Below are 15,973 nucleotides of genomic sequence, written 5' to 3'. Positions count from 1 at the left end.
ATGAAATCAAATTTTCCAGATAATTTTTTATGGGGTGGTGCCACGGCTGCCAATCAAATTGAAGGTGCGTATGATGTTGATGGTAAAGGATTATCATTAGTTGATATCTTACCAGATGCACATCATGGTCGCTGGGATTATTTATTTAATGTAAAAGAAGCTATGAAAATGAAAGAAGCGTTCTACCCTAGTCATGAATCAGTTGATTTTTATCATCATTATGAAGAAGATTTACGATTGATGGCAGAAATGGGATTTAAGACATTTAGATTATCGATAAGTTGGCCACGTATTTTTCCACAAGGTGATGAAAAAGAACCAAATGAAAAAGGGTTACAATTTTATGATAAGGTGATAGATTTTTGTAATGAATTAGGAATGGAGCCGTTGGTTACAATCAATCATTTTGATACGCCACTAGGTATGTTGAAAAAAATGAATGGTTGGGCTGACCGCCGAATGATTGATAATTATTTAACTTTTTCACGTGTCTTATTCATGCGTTACAAAAATAAAGTTAAGTATTGGTTAACGTTTAACGAAATAAATATGATTTTGCATATTCCACTATTGGGTGGTGGGTTGGATCTCGAAGGTGTTGATAACCCTGATCAAATTAAATATCAAGCAGCACATCATCAATTAGTTGCTTCGGCACTTGCAACAAAGTTAGCTCACCAAATCAATCCTGATTTTAAAATTGGCTGTATGTTAGCGGCTGGAGTTACTTATCCCAATACGCCCAATCCAAAAGATGTTTTCGAAGCGATGACAAAAGATCGCGAAGGTTATTTCTTTATTGATGTGCAATCACGTGGCTACTATCCAAGTTATTCAGCAAGATTATTTAAAGAGTTAGGCGTGAAAATTAAAATGGCTGAAACTGATGAAAAAGAGTTGCTTGAGAATACGGTTGATTTCATTTCGTTTAGTTACTATTCATCACGTTTGGCTAGTGCTGATCCTGAGATGACTGATAAGACGGCAGCTAATGTCTTTGAAAGTCTAAAAAATCCTTACTTAAAAACGAGTGAATGGGGATGGCAAACAGATGGGCTTGGGTTGAGAACGACGATGAATCAAGTTTATGATCGCTATCAAAAACCTTTATTTGTTGTTGAAAATGGATTGGGTGCAAAAGATGTTGTGGAAGATGGAGATAAAATTCATGATGATTATCGTATTTCTTATCTCAATGAAAACATTCAAGCAATGGGGGAAGCCATTGCGGATGGAGTTCCTTGTCTAGGCTATACTTCATGGGGATGCATTGATTTAATTAGTGCCGGATCTGGTGAAATGGCCAAACGTTATGGCTATGTTTATGTTGATCGTGATAATAATGGTAATGGAACGTTAAAACGTTTAAGAAAAGATTCGTTCTATTGGTATCAAAATGTCATTGAGACAAATGGTGCCGAATTATAAATTAAATGAAAAGATTAAATGTGATAGAAAAGCATTTAATCTTTTTTTGTTCAATGGTGTGGTGATTTTCACAGCTGTTAGGGGAAAATAATTGTATAGTATTAAATGATATGTGAGTTTTAGTGAGAACTTAAAAGGGTTGATACTGAAATAAAAATAAGCCACAACTATCGTTTAAGAGAGTTGTGGCTTACGTTGTTATGTCCCTGATCGACGTATTGACCATATGATGACCGATTAACAACCAAATTATAAAAAAATAGAAAGCATTGGTATAAAAGTAATTATTTAAAAAGTAGAGTAATAAACCGATAGATAAGTACTGAATATTTAACCACATAGTGACCACATTTTTATGGATTAACCACACAAAAACCACACCTATTTTTAAAGCTTATTTAGTACGTCCATAGCCTTGTTATTTTCTTGTTCACGACTAGTTTTAAGTAAATGAGTGTAGATGTTATACGTTACACTTATATTGGCATGTCCTAGACGTTCAGAAATATAATTAATAGAAACATCTTGAGCTATTAACATTGAAGCGTGAGTATGACGTAGACCATGAAAAGTGATTTTGTTTTTAGCATTAATTTCTGAAAGGAGATTTCTAAGCACCTTGTTCACAGCATTATCGCTTGGTATTTCATGACGCTTTGTGATAAATACAAAGTTGAATTTATTGTTAAAATTTTGTTTTAAAAATTCATTTTCTTGGTCTGCTTTTAGATTTTTTAACATAGTTATCAAAGTATCATTAATTGAAATAGTGCGGACAGATGAAGTAGTTTTAGTTTTTTTAAATCCAGTTCTGTGTATATAATCATACGCTTTATCAATTTGAACAGTTCGTTTGACTAGGTCCACACAGTCCCAAGTTAAGCCAGTTACTTCTCCATAACGACAGCCAGTTAATAGTCCGAAAAGTATCTCAAGACGTGTAATCGTCAAGAATGAGCCGGTATCAATACATAGCTTCTTAAGTTTTTCAGCTTCATCATATTCAATAAATTTAAGGCTATTATCTTTGGATTCTTTCCCACTTATTAAAGCACCAAATGTAAAATCACGTGTAACGATGCCATCATTCATAGCGTAACGAACAGCATTCTTAAAATAGTTATTAAGATGACTGGTGCTGGCTTTGGCATGTGTTAGTGCGTATGCATCGAGTAGGCGTTGATAGTCATATGTTTTTATACTCTTTAGTTTTTTATCTCCAAAAGTATTTTCAACTAATCTGATAGCTGATCTATATTTAGACTCTGTAGTTTGGTGTAGTCGACCAATTTTATACGTTTCAGCCCACGTTTTAAAATATTCGGCGAATGAGATATCGGATAGTTCTGACAACGTACCATCTTTTTTCTTCAACTCTAATTCTAACGCAGCGTCTTGTGCGTCTTTTCTTCGCTTGAATCCACCTTTAGATTTACTGTGTTTAGAATCCATCCATACACGGTAGGTCCATAGGTTATTTCGCTTAAATATTTGAGCCATTATAGACACCTCCTTTAAAAAGAAAACGTACGTTCTTTTTGTTCGTAAAATAAAAGCCCTGAGTAGGGCAATCTTATCTATATAAATTTATAGTTTAATATCAAAAGATTTTCCACAATGCATGCAGAGTGCTTGATATTTATTTCCAGGTTTTCCTGCAAATCCAGCAATAGCACCAATACTACCAGGCGTTAGTATAGCACCGCCAACTGCTTTACCAAGCGAGAATGCTTTTTTCTTATTATCTAAAACTTGAATATCAGTAGATTTACATTTAGGGCAATGAGGAGCGCTAGATGCATATTTTTTTTCTTTCACTTCGTTAGCATAAGCAACATCATTTTTGTGATCCATCATTTTATTTACGGTATTTAATCGTTTGTAAGAACCATCTAATTTTTCGTATTTTTCCACTAAATTATTATATTTAGTTTCAGTTGCTTGATATTTAGTAACGTTTTCTAAAATCTTATTAGTAGTAACGGCTAATTGTTCATTTTTTTATTAATTTCAATGTTTAAATCGGTAAGTTGTTGATCTAACTCGAAGTTTGATTGTTCTTTAATGGAAAGTTTGATATTTGTTTGTACCTTTAGTAGGGCATTTTCTTTTTCAAGTTCGCTAATTTTGTTTTTGAATTCAGTTGATTTAAACACATCTGATAATGTCATAATTACTCCTTCAAAGTTTTTATTAATGAATTTAATGTTTGACCCATTTCATAGCTTTGTAATTTAACACTTCAGAACGAGCAACCACTCTATCACCAGCTATTATTTCCATGTAAGGGAAGTCAGGCATACCATCTTTATCAATTGAAAATTCACTACATGATGCTTTTAACAGTCCCCAGTATCTTGATAATTCACTTTTGTTCGCACTAAGTAAGTCTGCTGTACAGTGTAGTTCAGTATTCTTCGTTTTTGCATCGACAGTTATAGATATCGCATATGGCCAGTAGTCTCTATCAAAGTTTTCTTTGAATCCTTTATTAGCCATTTTTTGATATTTGTTAACTGATTTGTGTTTCTTTTTACTTTTATGTTTAGTTTTGGATTCAGTATTTTTCTTAGATTCATTTTTAGCTTTTGCTTTGGATTCAGCTTTTTTCTTAGATTCATTTTTAGCTTTTGCTTCAGATTCAGCTTTTTTCTTAGCTTCGTTTTTAGCTTTTATTTTGGATTCAGATTCGGCTTTTTTCTTAGATTCAGCTTTTATTTTTGCTTTTTCTTTAGCATCACTTTTCAGCTTAGCTTCATGTTTTGCTTTTGACTCTTCTTTAGTTTTAGCTTCGATTTTTTTCTTAGATTCACTTTTAGCCTTTTTCTTAGATTCAGATTCGGCTTTTTTCTTTGATTCGGACTCAGCTTTAGCTTTTTTCTTAGATTCAACGTTAGCTTTTGATTCAGATTCTTTTTTTGACGAACTTTTTTTAACACTTTCTGCATGATGTTGAGCAACGCTTGGGTCGACTTTTCCAGTTATTGTTACTCCTATAAATGAAACAATAAATATGATTGCCGCGATCCAAACGCGGTTTTTGATTTTGGCGTATATTTCTGGATTTTTCTTTTTTGTTCGGAACCTTTTAATAACGTAATAAATGATAAAGCCTAATGAAATTAATAATAGTAGCACAAAGAACGAGTCCATAAATTTATTCCTCCAAAGTTTGTGTTAGTTTTAATTACTTTTTGCGTTAAATCCGTAAGTTTCCCCAACCTCACGCAAGTATTCGACGTTTACTCCTAAATCATCGGCAACCTCAAAATCGTTAACATGTTTGTTAGCGAATGTTTGAAGAGCAATCTCTGGCACATGATTCTTCATGCCCCAAACTCTAGCTTTTCGTTCCTGTTTTTTATTGTTCATCGAATCAGTAGTTGTTATGTTGCCGACGGTTGTTTCATAATGACCAAGTTCTTCGTATAACCACTGTAATTTCTCTTCACTTGATAATTTACAATCAAGTAGAATGCGGTCTCCGACAATCAATCCACGAATACCAGTAGGCATTTCAACGTATTTTAATGACAGGTTAGGGTAGCTAGACATAATCTTTTCGATTTCATTCATACATAACTAGTCCTTTTTTTGTTGATTTTTTTTATCCCTATCTTTGATGTATTCCTGCTTTTGAAATTCAATAAATTTATTGATTTCTTCTATTTGTTGTTCCGTTAAATTGTCATCCATATGAGCAGCGACTAACAAATCATCATGTGGTCCATCAACTCTTCCAAGTAGGTAATCAGTTGAGACGTTAAAACACGTTGCTATTTTGCTTAGTTCTTCTGTCGAAATGTTCCGAGTACCATTTTCTATTTTATTCATAGTAGATTTTTCAATTCCAATCTTTCTACCTAATTCTACTTGACTCCAGTTATTTTTTTCACGAAGATTAATGATTCGCTCAATAGTTGTTTTATCAGACATAGCGGCTCCTTTCAGTTGCTTATTACGCAACTAATAATAACATTGTTGCGAATAAAGTTATTAAAAGTTGCGAATAAAGTTACTTTTTTGTTGACGTATCGATTTTAGTAACGTAATATGTAGATATGGAGTTGCGAAAATCGATACGGAGGTGAATGAGTATGTATCAAGTAAATTTAGAATTAATTAAATCTAAGAGAGAAGCGAAAGGGTATTCTTTTCAAAAAATGGCTGATTTAATGGGCTTCAAAGATAAAGCTAAATATTATAGAAGAGAAACTGGAGAATATAGTTTTAAGTCTGAAGAATTACCGGTCTTGGCTAACGTGTTAGGTATTACTTTGAAAAAAATTTTTATCTTTGAAGTATCGAAAAACGCATAGCATACAAAAAATTTAAAGGAGGTAACAATATGAAGGATGAAACTATATGGCATTTGGTCGGAGCAGTACTTAGTTTACTTACATCAGTAGTGACTGTATTCGTTTTGGCAAAACTAGGATTTATTTAGATGAGTCCCTTAATCTATATTACTAATTTTTTCATATAAAAATGAAAGGAGGTGACAAACATGAAAGAAAAACTAATCGCAGCAATCTTAACCATGCCAAGATTTGAAGAAGAGAACCGACCAATGCTAGAACGTATGAGCGTTGAGACTTTAAACAACATTTTAGATATTGAAACTAAATATGTTGAAGAACAAGTTAATGATCTAATCGCTTTGGCATAAGTTAATTATAACGAAGCCACTAAGCATAAAAAATAATGGGATGTGAATAAAATGAACCAGAACCATATAACCAAGATAGTCATTCATAACGGTGTGAACATTATGAATACGTTGCCTAGAACGATGAAGATTAACAGAATGTCATCAACGCAATTAGGTCACGAGATGGGATATTCACAAAGTAATATCTCGAAGATGGCACATGGCAAAACAGAATTACAGTTTGATTCAGTGCAATCAATATTAGAAAAAATGCCAGATAATCAGTTCTTGGCAATGGACATCGCTAATAGGTTAATCGGCGTGAGCGTTCCAATTATTAACGGTAACAAGGTAATGAAAGAATCTTTAGCCATGGCAATTAAAGCGATGCCTGAATTAAAGCAATCAATAGACGCAATTAAAGAGAGCTTAGACGAGTTAACTATCCCAGTTGATGAATTAACCAAGCAAGATTTAATCGATCCAATGAAGGCGATTAATGAATCATGGGACGTTGTTTTGTACCTAACTAACTTTATAGCGTTTGTATCTGAAGAACATCATCTATCAATGCAGCAAAGTTTAAATGAGCGAAATGTTAAATGGAAGATGGAAGGAATAACGGCGTAGGAAGGAGATGTAAATATGAATCTTAATATGGAGTCCGAAATGATACCAGCGATGATGACTATACCTGATGGCTTTGAGTTAATCAGTAGAGAAGAGCATGACCGTTTAGAAGCTGATAAACAAATTATGTGGGATTTAAAAAAGGCCATTGAAGTCACAGGGTTCTCAAAAAAAGAATTAACCATGATATTGCAGAGCTTTAAACAAGGTCTTGATGTTGACCACGGTGGTTGTGTTTATTACCCATATAACGGTGGTAAATACAAAATTGAATCATCTAAGTTTATTAAATTTATCAGAGTTAATTTTAAACGGATCATGGAAACGATAAAGAAATAGGAGGAATAGACATGATGGCAAGCGTAGATTTACCGAGCTTTATTTTCGGAGCTGTAAACGCAGGAATGATTGTTTTCGGTATTTATAACAGCAAGAAAATTGAAAAGTTTAATAAGGAATTATTATTCGGAAAGGAGAAACATAATGAAATTCACTTCACAACTCGCAGGGATGCTCAGAAAAAAAGCGCATAAAAAAACTGCTTACGATCCTACTCGTAAACAGTTAAAGAAACTTATTTTGGAAAATACTTTATTAGTTAATGGTACACGAAAAGGTGGTAAATAACAATGGCAAACGAATTAGTTAGCACCGAAGACTTACAATTTAATGTTAATTTTGAAACTTCAAAAATTACGATAGATAACGAAGAAAAGTTAATTAAGATAGCGAACTTATACGCTAGTAGATATGCCGATATTGTTGTTTCTCCAGAAACTGAAAAAGATGTTAAAAAGATTCGTGTAGAAATGAAAAAAGTCGTTAAAGCAATGGACGATAAGCGTAAAGAAATCAAACGTGAATATAATAAGCCGCTTGCTGAATTTGAACAAAAAATAAAAGATATTAATGCCGTAATCAATAATGTTATTGATCCAATCGATAAAGGTTTGAAAGAATTAGAAGAAGTAGAACGTGAGAAACGTCGTGATGAAGTTCAAGAAATAATTAATGAGACCGCACTTTCATATGGCATCCCTGCTGAAATAGTTGAGATACAAAGTTCTTGGCTGAATAAGTCAAAAAGTAAACTTCAACGAACCAAAGAAATTGCTTTTACAGTCGAACAGATATTTAAAGAGAAAGACCAAATTAAAAAAGATAGTGAAACGATTAAACAATTCGCAGCTACTTTAAATCTTGAACCAGCTGGTTGGATTGAACAAATTGAGTATGGGTCATTAGTACCAGATGTCATGAATAAGATGACAGAATCGGTTAAGAGAAAACAAGCAGCAGAGGAACTAGAAAAAGAAAATCAACGTAAGCGAGAAGAGTCAGAAAAGGCGATAGAAGCGCTAAAAGTTAAAACAGTTAATGATACCAAGGTAAACATTGAAACAGGCGAGATAATCCCTGAACGTCCAATGCTTGAACAAGTAACGTTCACGCTACAAGGCACCAGGGATGAAATAAATAATATTGCGCACTATATCAGTACACAAACAATCGAAGTTGTTAATTCAAGTGAACGAGTATCAGTTAGGAGATAAAAAATGAAAACATCAGAAGAATTTAACAACATTTCAAAAAACATGGCAAAGTTTAGAACTCAATTGGTTCAACCTAAAAAAGACGCAGAAAATCCATATTTAAAGAACGGATATGTGACATTAGAAGGTGTTATCGCAACTATCGACAAAGGAATGGAAGGAACTGGACTATCTTTCATTCAGGAAGCTAAAACTGGAGCACTTGGACAAAGCGTGATTATTAAAACGACATTATTTCATGAATCAGGACAGTATATGGAACTAGAATCGCTTGAAATACCGAGTGCCAAAAAAGACGCACAGGGACTAGGCAGCGCAATTACTTACGCAAAAAGATACGCATTAAGTACGATATTCGGAATAACGTCTGAAGCTGACGATGACGGAAACGAAGCTAGCAACGTGACACAGAAAAGAACTACGCAAACAAACTCAAGAAAAAATCAAAATAAAACAGCACCAAAACCAACGCAAAAACCAATTTCTAAAATAACAGAATCACAAAAAAAGACGATTTTTGATAAAGCAAAACAGATAGATAGTGTTAAAAACATCTCAATCAAAGCGGTTTTTGAAGCATTCAAGATAACTGATATTGAGAAGTTGAACACAAATGAAGCTGATGAAAAAATAAGCGGAATGACACTATCGCTAGAAAATATGAAAAAGGCGGAAAAATAAATGAATAATATGAACATAATCGGAAATATGACGAGAGACCCTGAATTAACATACAGCCAAAATGGAATAGCGCTTCTGCGTGGATCAGTAGCGGTTGGTAGAAACTTTAAAAATAAATCAACAGGAGAATACGAAACTGATTTTATCAATATTAAATCTTTCGGAAAAACAGCTGAATTAATTGCGAATCGTTTTAAAAAAGGAAATCAAGTTGCATTTAGTGGCAGATTAGAAACTGGAAGCTATGAAAATAATCAAGGAAATAGAGTTTACACCGCAGATTTAGTAGTTGAAAATATTACTTTTTTACGAACAAATAGTGAAAATAACAGTCAAAATAATAATCAAAATACGACAAATAACAACGTATCTCCGAGCCAAAAACGACCAGAAGACCCATTTGCAACCAACGTGGAGCAAACTAAATTAGGCGGCGGGAATGGATTAAATGCAAGAGCAGATTCTGGAACAATTGAAATTACAGATGACGACATCCCATTTTAGGAGATCGTTTTACTAGTGAAATAGGCTCAACTACAAGGAGGTATTTATGGCTAGACCCGCCAAACTGGGATTAGATTATTTCCCTTTTGACGTTGATACGTTTGAAGATGAACGTATAGAAGCTATATCAGGTGAGTTCGGATTGAAGGGTGAACTAACAGTCATCAAACTATTATGCGCGATATACAAAAATGGATATTTCGTTGTATGGAATGACCTGTTTAAAATGAAACTCAGCAAACGTCTACCTGGAGTAAGTCCTGAATTATTAGAGGCAATAGTACAAAGATTGATTACGTGGGAATTCTTTAACGAAGACCTCTATAATTCGTCGGGCGTACTAAGCAGTCTTGATATTCAGGAGACTTACCTTGAAGCAACTAAACGACGTCAAAATATGCCAAAAATGGATTATTGTATACATGATGTAAACATAAACTATCCCACAACGGGAGTTAATGTAGACATTAATACACAAACTAAATTAAATAAAACTAAATTAAATAAAACTAAATTAAACGAAACAACAACCGCTGAAGTAAAAGTTGATTCGCTACGGAAAGTTATGGACTTTTACGAGCAAAGTGGATTCGGAACGTTAGCACCATTCACGATTGAGAAGATAACTAAGTGGATTGAAGACTTTAAAGAGGTAGGATCTAGCGAACCAGAGACTCTAATTATCAAGGCTTTAAAAATAGCAGTTGATAAAAATGCTCGTAACTGGAGCTATGTAGAAGCCATCTTAAGAGATTGGGAAAAGAAAAAGTTGTTGACGGTTAAAGATGTTGAGACTTCACAGAGAAGTTATCAGAGTAAGCCTAGAGTTATTCCTAAAGAAACTTTACCTGATTGGGCCAAGGACGATTACGTGCCACCAGAAGTAACTACCACGGTTGATAAAGTTGCGTTGCAAAAGCAGCTAGATGAATTTAATAAAACAGCAGAAGAGGCTCGTAAATGATTGAATTAATTATTTTGGGTGACCCAGTAGCGCAACAGAGACCTAAATTTAATAGTCGCACCAAGAGAGCTTATGATCCAAAAGAAAGTAAAAACTATAAGCGCATGGCTGCTGGCAAAGCACGTTTAATGTATCGCGATGAGTTAATTAACTACCCAATTAGAGTGGAAATTGACGTGTACCGTCGTAACCAGAAAGGGACTAGTAAAAAGCAGATTGATTTAAGAGAGCGAAAGTTAGTTTTGCCGATAGTAAAACCAGATGCAACAAATTACGCAAAAGGCATAGAAGACGCATTGACGGGAATCGTATGGGAAGACGACAACCTAATTGTTGAGTCGGAAACTAAGAAATATTATTCAGTTAATCCAAGGATTGAAGTCAGAATCATAGAAATTAATTCGGAGAATAAAAATGATGGCAAAATGGAAAAATCTAATTGTTGAAATTAAGAAAGTAGAAGCAAAATACGGCAGCGTCGTGAATGTTCCGTATACCGATAAAAAGGCTATGGTGCCCATTTATGAGATTACCAATCTGGATAAATTAATAGTAGATGAGGATAAAATTTGTAAACTGACGGAAATACAATATAACACGCTTAGGAAGCTTATGCGTAAAGAAATTAGAAAAGCTGATGTGGTCAGAATTTTAAACAAATCAAGACCATGGATGGAGCCAAGGGTGGAAGCAATTGAAGAGGGCAGATACACGATCATATAGGAGGCTGAGATGAACAAACAAGAACGAAAAACAAAAAAATTAGCAGAGTTTAATCAAGTAAAAATGGAATCAACTAAGTCGGGTGTCCGTAGTGAGGTTGGAGACTTGATTCATGTCGTAAATACATCAGGTATCTCATATGAAGAATGTACCAAGCTAAAGTATGAGTTAACTAGACTAATTAATATTGAGATGAAAGGCGGACCGGTCCTATGACGTACATTCAAGCAGTAGGCTGCTTAATTGGAGCGGTGGGATTAATAATTTATATTTACTGGAGGAGTATTAGATGAAATATACAGAAGCAACTAAAATATTAGAAGAAGCGGGTTTCAAGGTTGAAATAAATAATTATAGTGAGTATTTTACTAGTATTAACACAGGACAGGTGTTACAGGTTGTAGGTTCAGTTAGTACAGCTAAGCCATTCATCATAGATCTAAATTATATAGAAACACCAAATTTAAAAGAGGGTGGATTTATCCTAGCCAATACATTAACTCAATTAGCCATGACACCTTTAGTTGAACGTACAGAATCTACACCAGATGTTGTAGACATGTTTGAAGATATAGACTCACTTGTAGATCACTTTGACAATGACGCTGGCACAATAGATACGGTTAACTCACTTATAGTTGTAGTAAAAAAGTTGGTATCAGCTAATGAAGCGATGCATGACAGGCTAGTAAAATTAGAAAAGGTGGAAGACTAATGACAATGACGTATAAGCAGTTTAGAGAGTTACCAGAATTAGAAGGGTGTAAATTGGAATATGATATTTTGTATAAAACGTGGTATTTATGGAAATCTCATGAAAAACTAGCGACATTTATTGAGGGTGGTTTGTTTAAAAATGATTACAATGCAATGCGCAAACTAGATGATAAAAAGAGAGTAGCAATTACCGTAGCATTATTTGAATTAATGATGACACCTATTGATCAACGCGAAGAGCCGAAACGCTATTATATCCACCGTGTGCCTGAAATGGGCGAACAAGGATATTTAAATGTTAGAAGAAGAGTGGCAGTTAAACCGATTTGTATAGGTGATAAAAATATGCTTACTGGTAATTGGCAGACTAGTTTCACGATGGAAGAAGTACGTCAGCTTGAAGTTAAATATGATGAAGATTATTCAGGGATGCTGGAAGAAGCGGAGGAAGACTGATGAATAACATGGAAACCATAACGTCGTATATTAGAGCGAGAACAAGATTAGATTATGAAATACATGGGTATGTAATCACTGTGGTTGATATTGATAGCGATTGGGAGGTTGCTTCTATTCGACTTGAAGACATGTTTGTTTCATGGGGAAACGATAATATCGATAATGCCAGCATATGGAACGAACGACACGCGATGGTTAAATACTTCAAGGCAAAACGAAAAGAGAATCAAACCATAGATAAACTAACCCATGAGCCACTTGAATCAGTCGTAGACGGGTTAGTTGAACTGGTTGACGATTTAGAAAAACGAATGAAACAGCTTGAAACAAGTAATACTGTTGATTCAGATGAAGACGAGAAATATTATGTTAAGAAATATATTCGTAATAGCTTAAAGTATTTATACATGAATGATGAAACTTCTATTGGTTGGAGTGAGTCGCCTTTAGAATACGAACAATGTGGATTTTCACTTGAAGAAATTAGATTTATTGATGAATGTTTTGATTCGAATTTAGAACAATATGCTGTAAACATTAAAGAAGTGGAGGTTGAATAATGAGAACTGAAGTGCTTAAGGCTAAACTTTATAGACTGGGTTTTTCTGTTGATGAAGATAACAATTGCCTGGATATTGACTATGAACATGAAGGTGCCATGTACCTAATTGCACAGGTATGGCTACCTGATTTGGGCGTTATTGACACTGACTATAGCGCTAGAGATTTAGTAATAGAGGATGATGAGGTAACAGGGGTTGATAGATTAAATGAAGCATATGATTTACTGTTTAAATATACTATGACACCTATTGATGAACGCTAAAGAAAGTGGGATTACGATGATTAAAACATACAAGAAAATAGCAACCGTTAAAGCTGAACAGTTTGACGGGTCACAAGAGATGATTAATAAATATAAATTAGAAAAGGATATATCTGACGGGACTGATTGGTATGTTATTACCACTTTAGAAGGTGAGTTATATTTTAGAAAAGGTGCATGGATTGCCACAGGTGTTAATGGTGAGCATTGGGCGATAGCTGATGACATATTCAGAGAAACTTATGAAGAGGTTTAACTATGAAGACAAGTGAATTTATTGAATCACTGAATTTTCAAGAATTAGGTTATAGTGTCATTGCTGATGGCATCCATGTCAATATAAATGGTGTAATAATAGCTAAAGTTTTGATTCATGATTATGCCTTTAGGATTAATTTATTAGGTGTGAGCCTAAAAGACATGGACTTCGATGAACGATACAACTTAGGAAAATTAGTTATTGAGTATGCTACGACGCCTTTAGAAGAACGTGGAGGATTGCCAACATGAAGAAGTTTAAAATTAAAATGTTTGATGTTAATAGCAAGGTTAGAACGTTTATTCTGCATTCGAATGGCGACCTTGATGAGACATTTGTGAGCTTGATTGAGTCTTTAGGCGAAGGAAAATGGATTGGGAATACCATTAGACACAAGGCTATCAATATGGGCAACATCGTTGAGATCGCATCGATTGAAGAAGTGAAATAGGAGTGCTGACGTATGAATATTGAATTTAATAGAGAATTCACAGTAGGAAAAGATAAAAGTAAATTAATAGTTAAAAATGGTAAATATGGACCATCAATCTTAGTTTATCTAAGGGACGCAAAAATATGGATAGCTGTTACAAATCGCGGCTATCTTAGAATTGAAAAATATATCAATGCTGGTAATTATCAATATTTAGACAGTTACAAAGAGGAGGAGTTAACTAATGTTTGAAGAGTATGTTGAATTAGACGAAATAAAAAAGCAGATTTTATACAAAAAAATAAAATCATGGACAGAAGACACTTTGACTTTAGAAGACGGTACCGCAATGGAAGTATATTGTTCTGAGCAAGATTGTTGTGCTGATGCCGGTGGAATATTTAAAGGCGTTGAGTTAGATGCAACAATCACGGATGTAAATATCGGTGAGAAAAAAACTGTAGAAAGTGATTGGGGTAATGAATCTTTCGCTGATATTGTAATTTATCACAATCAAAATGTAATCGCTAAGGCAGAGTGTCATGCAAATGATGGAAACAGTGGATACTACTATAGTATTTGTGCCTTGAAGGTTAAGAACATTCAATGTGTGATAGTTGATCAATAAGTATAGGAGAAACTAAATGATTAAAGGATTCGTAGCAGTAATAGAAGGATGTCTAGCGTGGTTAGGCTGTTTAGGTCTTTTATTCATTGGCATAATTTCAGTAATTATGCTAATGAAATTTACAGTAAACGTATGGAACTTTTTCTTTTAGGAGGAATTAATATGCAAGATATTAGATTTAGAGAATGGGATCCAGAACGTGAAAAAATGTATGGTAAAGGCAGCGGAATGTCATATTCAGATAGAGAAGAATTTGACGATACCACATCGTTTAGATTTGCACACGAAGAAGACTTAGACTACTCACGGCGCCAAATAGAAATTGATAAATACAGCACGCCGTTTAGAGAGTTAATGCAATATACCGGCTTAAATGATAGCAAAGGTGTTCCCATTTATGAGGGCGATATTGTTCGTAATGAAGATAATAAAAGGCTGTTTTTAATTAGATACAAAGGTGGCTCATTTCTTGTTGGCCGTTACTACTTTGGAAGTATCGGTGCCGGCAAGAAGCTAGAGGTTGTTGGGAATGCATTTGAAAATCCTGAATTAACTGCAGGACATGAATATGAATGAAGATACCATAGTGATTCTAGCAATAATTATCTGTGTTACTACAGTATTAATCGTAGCGATGTTAACTGGTAACGCAGGAATCATATAGATACAAAAAAAGCCACCTCTTAAAGGTAGCTGTAAGTAATCCAGTAAATTAATTATAGCATAACTAAAGGGGTGGCTAAATGTTATTAGATAAACTTGATGAGACTGCTACAAAACGAAAAACGATTAAGGTGTTAAAGAGTTATCAACGGTATAAACGGATAGCTAATCGGAATATTCTATTTCTACAATCACCAGCAATGACTGGAATGCCTCGTAGCAGTTCTGGAGAGAATACTGAAGAGATAAAAATTGTTAATAAGGTAACTGCAGAAACGATTGTTAAGACGATAGAACATTGTATTGAATCAATTGTGGGTAGTGAGTATCGTATGCTGCTTGAGAATGTTTATATACATAATGATACAGCGTATGAGGTTCAATCTACTTTACTGATTAGTGAAGCGACTATGTACAGAAAATTAGATAAGGCATTGCTTAGGTTTGCTGAGGTATATCCACTAGAAGAGCTATTGGTATTTTGCTAATAGTTTTTTATTTTGAGAATTTTTTGAGAAAAAAGTGAGAAATTATTGAGTGAGATTGCACGGATTACGGTGTTATATTGTTAAGGTAGAAAGTTTCAAAGAGAGCTACTCCTTTAGGAAGCGCAGTCGTCTAATTTGGTAAGACTGAAATAAATACAGGTTTGAGACCTGTCTGCGTTATTGTCAAAGTGGCGGAATAGGTAGACGCATAGTTAGATATGTTCTAATGACGAGCGAGCCAACAACTAGCAGTCGCATATCATGTAAGGTGCAAATCATTACCTTTGATATAGAAATATAAGTAAGGCCATTCGATGAGTGGTCTTTTTTTGTACCCAAAATTGATTCTAAACTGGTCAGATTCGA

The 15,973-nt window shown here is 34.3% G+C and carries 30 protein-coding genes; 24 read left to right on the top strand and 6 right to left on the bottom strand.

The window, feature by feature from the left end:
- On the top strand, nucleotides 1-1,428 hold the full coding sequence (locus tag ACVQ8P_RS08145; RefSeq protein WP_462298835.1) for a 6-phospho-beta-glucosidase: 1,428 nt from the start codon (nucleotides 1-3) through the stop codon (nucleotides 1,426-1,428).
- A 387-nt stretch (nucleotides 1,429-1,815) separates the two neighbouring features.
- Here the strand turns inward: ACVQ8P_RS08145 and ACVQ8P_RS08140 are convergent, their stop codons facing one another.
- From ACVQ8P_RS08140 to ACVQ8P_RS08115, 6 genes are all read right to left on the bottom strand, one after another.
- On the bottom strand, nucleotides 1,816-2,928 hold the full coding sequence (locus ACVQ8P_RS08140; RefSeq protein WP_462298720.1) for a site-specific integrase: 1,113 nt from the start codon (nucleotides 2,926-2,928) through the stop codon (nucleotides 1,816-1,818).
- A gap of 87 nt (nucleotides 2,929-3,015) precedes the next feature.
- On the bottom strand, nucleotides 3,016-3,342 hold the full coding sequence (locus tag ACVQ8P_RS08135; RefSeq protein ID WP_462298719.1) for a hypothetical protein: 327 nt from the start codon (nucleotides 3,340-3,342) through the stop codon (nucleotides 3,016-3,018).
- A 71-nt stretch (nucleotides 3,343-3,413) separates the two neighbouring features.
- Nucleotides 3,414-3,599 carry a hypothetical protein gene (locus ACVQ8P_RS08130; RefSeq protein ID WP_462298718.1) on the bottom strand — a complete coding sequence of 62 codons (186 nt, stop codon included), beginning with the start codon at nucleotides 3,597-3,599 and terminating at the stop codon, nucleotides 3,414-3,416.
- A 31-nt stretch (nucleotides 3,600-3,630) separates the two neighbouring features.
- Nucleotides 3,631-4,581 carry a hypothetical protein gene (locus ACVQ8P_RS08125; RefSeq protein WP_462298717.1) on the bottom strand — a complete coding sequence of 317 codons (951 nt, stop codon included), beginning with the start codon at nucleotides 4,579-4,581 and terminating at the stop codon, nucleotides 3,631-3,633.
- A 30-nt stretch (nucleotides 4,582-4,611) separates the two neighbouring features.
- The gene (locus tag ACVQ8P_RS08120; RefSeq protein ID WP_462298716.1) at nucleotides 4,612-5,004 is read right to left on the bottom strand and encodes an ImmA/IrrE family metallo-endopeptidase; all 393 of its coding nucleotides are present in this window, start codon (nucleotides 5,002-5,004) and stop codon (nucleotides 4,612-4,614) included.
- Nucleotides 5,005-5,010: 6 nt separating this feature from the next.
- Nucleotides 5,011-5,364 carry a helix-turn-helix domain-containing protein gene (locus ACVQ8P_RS08115; protein ID WP_462298715.1) on the bottom strand — a complete coding sequence of 118 codons (354 nt, stop codon included), beginning with the start codon at nucleotides 5,362-5,364 and terminating at the stop codon, nucleotides 5,011-5,013.
- 161 nt (nucleotides 5,365-5,525) lie between these two features.
- On the opposite strand from ACVQ8P_RS08115, the gene ACVQ8P_RS08110 reads away from it, so the two are divergent.
- The 23 genes from ACVQ8P_RS08110 (at nucleotide 5,526) to ACVQ8P_RS08000 (ending at nucleotide 15,607) form a co-directional block, all read left to right on the top strand.
- A complete protein-coding gene (locus tag ACVQ8P_RS08110) occupies nucleotides 5,526-5,747 on the top strand; it encodes a helix-turn-helix domain-containing protein (protein ID WP_462298714.1) in 222 nt (73 codons plus the stop codon).
- 188 nt (nucleotides 5,748-5,935) lie between these two features.
- The gene (locus tag ACVQ8P_RS08105) at nucleotides 5,936-6,097 is read left to right on the top strand and encodes a hypothetical protein (protein WP_462298713.1); all 162 of its coding nucleotides are present in this window, start codon (nucleotides 5,936-5,938) and stop codon (nucleotides 6,095-6,097) included.
- A 51-nt stretch (nucleotides 6,098-6,148) separates the two neighbouring features.
- The gene (locus ACVQ8P_RS08100; protein WP_462298712.1) at nucleotides 6,149-6,709 is read left to right on the top strand and encodes a hypothetical protein; all 561 of its coding nucleotides are present in this window, start codon (nucleotides 6,149-6,151) and stop codon (nucleotides 6,707-6,709) included.
- A 15-nt stretch (nucleotides 6,710-6,724) separates the two neighbouring features.
- Nucleotides 6,725-7,048: a DUF771 domain-containing protein gene (locus tag ACVQ8P_RS08095; protein WP_462298711.1), complete on the top strand. Its 324-nt coding sequence runs from the start codon at nucleotides 6,725-6,727 to the stop codon at nucleotides 7,046-7,048.
- A 144-nt stretch (nucleotides 7,049-7,192) separates the two neighbouring features.
- Nucleotides 7,193-7,336 (top strand): hypothetical protein, encoded by a 144-nt coding sequence (locus ACVQ8P_RS08090; RefSeq protein ID WP_462298709.1) that lies wholly within the window; start codon nucleotides 7,193-7,195, stop codon nucleotides 7,334-7,336.
- 2 nt (nucleotides 7,337-7,338) lie between these two features.
- Nucleotides 7,339-8,262, top strand: a complete 924-nt coding sequence (locus tag ACVQ8P_RS08085; protein ID WP_462298708.1) for a DUF1351 domain-containing protein — start codon at nucleotides 7,339-7,341, stop codon at nucleotides 8,260-8,262.
- 3 nt (nucleotides 8,263-8,265) lie between these two features.
- On the top strand, nucleotides 8,266-8,943 hold the full coding sequence (locus ACVQ8P_RS08080; RefSeq protein WP_462298707.1) for an ERF family protein: 678 nt from the start codon (nucleotides 8,266-8,268) through the stop codon (nucleotides 8,941-8,943).
- The gene (locus ACVQ8P_RS08075; protein ID WP_462298705.1) at nucleotides 8,944-9,447 is read left to right on the top strand and encodes a single-stranded DNA-binding protein; all 504 of its coding nucleotides are present in this window, start codon (nucleotides 8,944-8,946) and stop codon (nucleotides 9,445-9,447) included.
- 46 nt (nucleotides 9,448-9,493) lie between these two features.
- A complete protein-coding gene (locus ACVQ8P_RS08070) occupies nucleotides 9,494-10,411 on the top strand; it encodes a Lin1244/Lin1753 domain-containing protein (RefSeq protein WP_462298704.1) in 918 nt (305 codons plus the stop codon).
- On the top strand, nucleotides 10,408-10,857 hold the full coding sequence (locus tag ACVQ8P_RS08065) for a RusA family crossover junction endodeoxyribonuclease (protein ID WP_462298703.1): 450 nt from the start codon (nucleotides 10,408-10,410) through the stop codon (nucleotides 10,855-10,857). The genes ACVQ8P_RS08070 and ACVQ8P_RS08065 overlap by 4 nt, the downstream gene beginning before the upstream one ends.
- On the top strand, nucleotides 10,829-11,134 hold the full coding sequence (locus ACVQ8P_RS08060; RefSeq protein ID WP_462298702.1) for a hypothetical protein: 306 nt from the start codon (nucleotides 10,829-10,831) through the stop codon (nucleotides 11,132-11,134). The genes ACVQ8P_RS08065 and ACVQ8P_RS08060 overlap by 29 nt, the downstream gene beginning before the upstream one ends.
- A 9-nt stretch (nucleotides 11,135-11,143) precedes the next feature.
- Nucleotides 11,144-11,350: a hypothetical protein gene (locus ACVQ8P_RS08055; RefSeq protein WP_462298701.1), complete on the top strand. Its 207-nt coding sequence runs from the start codon at nucleotides 11,144-11,146 to the stop codon at nucleotides 11,348-11,350.
- A 73-nt stretch (nucleotides 11,351-11,423) separates the two neighbouring features.
- Nucleotides 11,424-11,849: a hypothetical protein gene (locus ACVQ8P_RS08050; protein ID WP_462298700.1), complete on the top strand. Its 426-nt coding sequence runs from the start codon at nucleotides 11,424-11,426 to the stop codon at nucleotides 11,847-11,849.
- A complete protein-coding gene (locus ACVQ8P_RS08045) occupies nucleotides 11,849-12,307 on the top strand; it encodes a hypothetical protein (RefSeq protein WP_462298699.1) in 459 nt (152 codons plus the stop codon). Before ACVQ8P_RS08050 ends, ACVQ8P_RS08045 begins: the two co-directional genes overlap by 1 nt.
- On the top strand, nucleotides 12,307-12,870 hold the full coding sequence (locus ACVQ8P_RS08040; protein ID WP_462298698.1) for a hypothetical protein: 564 nt from the start codon (nucleotides 12,307-12,309) through the stop codon (nucleotides 12,868-12,870). Before ACVQ8P_RS08045 ends, ACVQ8P_RS08040 begins: the two co-directional genes overlap by 1 nt.
- Entirely contained in the window at nucleotides 12,870-13,136 is a 267-nt protein-coding gene (locus ACVQ8P_RS08035) for a hypothetical protein (protein WP_462298697.1), read from the top strand. The genes ACVQ8P_RS08040 and ACVQ8P_RS08035 overlap by 1 nt, the downstream gene beginning before the upstream one ends.
- Nucleotides 13,126-13,392, top strand: coding sequence for a hypothetical protein (locus tag ACVQ8P_RS08030; RefSeq protein ID WP_462298696.1), 267 nt, complete (start codon nucleotides 13,126-13,128; stop codon nucleotides 13,390-13,392). Before ACVQ8P_RS08035 ends, ACVQ8P_RS08030 begins: the two co-directional genes overlap by 11 nt.
- Nucleotides 13,393-13,394: 2 nt before the next feature.
- The gene (locus ACVQ8P_RS08025) at nucleotides 13,395-13,646 is read left to right on the top strand and encodes a hypothetical protein (RefSeq protein WP_462298695.1); all 252 of its coding nucleotides are present in this window, start codon (nucleotides 13,395-13,397) and stop codon (nucleotides 13,644-13,646) included.
- A complete protein-coding gene (locus ACVQ8P_RS08020; protein ID WP_462298694.1) occupies nucleotides 13,643-13,846 on the top strand; it encodes a hypothetical protein in 204 nt (67 codons plus the stop codon). Before ACVQ8P_RS08025 ends, ACVQ8P_RS08020 begins: the two co-directional genes overlap by 4 nt.
- Nucleotides 13,847-13,858: 12 nt before the next feature.
- On the top strand, nucleotides 13,859-14,080 hold the full coding sequence (locus ACVQ8P_RS08015) for a hypothetical protein (protein WP_462298693.1): 222 nt from the start codon (nucleotides 13,859-13,861) through the stop codon (nucleotides 14,078-14,080).
- Complete coding sequence (locus ACVQ8P_RS08010) at nucleotides 14,073-14,456, top strand: DUF7448 domain-containing protein (protein ID WP_462298692.1); 384 nt, start codon at nucleotides 14,073-14,075, stop codon at nucleotides 14,454-14,456. The genes ACVQ8P_RS08015 and ACVQ8P_RS08010 overlap by 8 nt, the downstream gene beginning before the upstream one ends.
- A 162-nt stretch (nucleotides 14,457-14,618) precedes the next feature.
- Nucleotides 14,619-15,032 (top strand): YopX family protein, encoded by a 414-nt coding sequence (locus tag ACVQ8P_RS08005; RefSeq protein ID WP_462298691.1) that lies wholly within the window; start codon nucleotides 14,619-14,621, stop codon nucleotides 15,030-15,032.
- A gap of 167 nt (nucleotides 15,033-15,199) precedes the next feature.
- A complete protein-coding gene (locus ACVQ8P_RS08000; protein ID WP_462298690.1) occupies nucleotides 15,200-15,607 on the top strand; it encodes an ArpU family phage packaging/lysis transcriptional regulator in 408 nt (135 codons plus the stop codon).
- Nucleotides 15,608-15,973 lie beyond the last annotated feature (366 nt).

It is taken from the genome of Dellaglioa sp. BT-FLS60, from assembly GCF_054941065.1.
The sequence above is the reverse complement of the archived record's forward strand: the minus strand, read 5'-3'. Positions and strand labels throughout refer to the sequence as shown.